This window comes from Parabacteroides sp. AF17-28, from assembly GCF_003479205.1.
GTDB lineage: Bacteria > Bacteroidota > Bacteroidia > Bacteroidales > Tannerellaceae > Parabacteroides > Parabacteroides acidifaciens.
In genome coordinates this window covers 1-820 of record NZ_QUGV01000065.1, presented here as the reverse complement: position 1 = coordinate 820, position 820 = coordinate 1, and the positions used below count along the sequence as shown (strand labels likewise).

Below are 820 nucleotides of genomic sequence, written 5' to 3'. Positions count from 1 at the left end.
TGAGTCATATAAGCTATCATGTGAAAGGAAAACATATAAGTATAATCTCTAAATAGAATTGCCTATGAAGTAGAATGCCATGGATACACGAAAACGGGAAATGTAAGAGCATTTCCCGTTATAAATTTGATCATAAGAATTAGTGCTCGCAACACTAAAAGTTAACTAATAATCAATATACAAATATATGAATTTATTTAATACGTTAGAGTTGGATTTTTCTCCAACCCTTAAAAAGATATTATCTGTTATGAGATTAACAATGTTATGTTTGCTTGTTTTCTCCCTGAATATTTCAGCCAGTGTTTATTCGCAAAATACGAAATTGTCATTGAATGTCGAGAATCAATCCATAAAGGATATCCTTTATTTGATCGAAAACCAATCGGATTTTCGATTTATCTATGAAAGTGGAGAGGTCGATTTGAGTAAAAAAGTGACTGTTAATGTGAAGGAACAAACGGTGGAAGCAGTGTTGAAACAGTTGTTCGAGAATGTCGGAATCAATTATGAAATCACAGAAAATAATTTGATTTTGATTAATCCGTCGACTTTGTCCATATCGGTTTCGTCAGAGATAGCTCAAAAAAAGAAAATTATCAAAGGGGTTGTAAAGGATATTAATGGAGAACCTATCATCGGTGCAAATGTTGTAGAGAAAGGGACAACAAATGGGATTATTACAGATATTGACGGAAAGTTTTCTTTGGAAGTGGCTACAGGGGCGATCCTTCAAATTTCTTTTGTCGGTTATAGCACTCAAGAAGTAGAAATACGAAATCAATCTACTGTGTCAATCAAGCTGAAAGAAGATTCCGAA

At 33.3% G+C, this 820-nt stretch carries 1 protein-coding gene; it reads left to right on the top strand.

Translation table 11 applies throughout. The features are described 5' to 3' along the window. Window positions 1-187: 187 nt before the first annotated feature. Window positions 188-820, top strand: a 633-nt coding sequence (locus DWW90_RS20335) for an STN domain-containing protein (RefSeq protein ID WP_199662232.1), incomplete at its 3' end; no start/stop codon positions are given.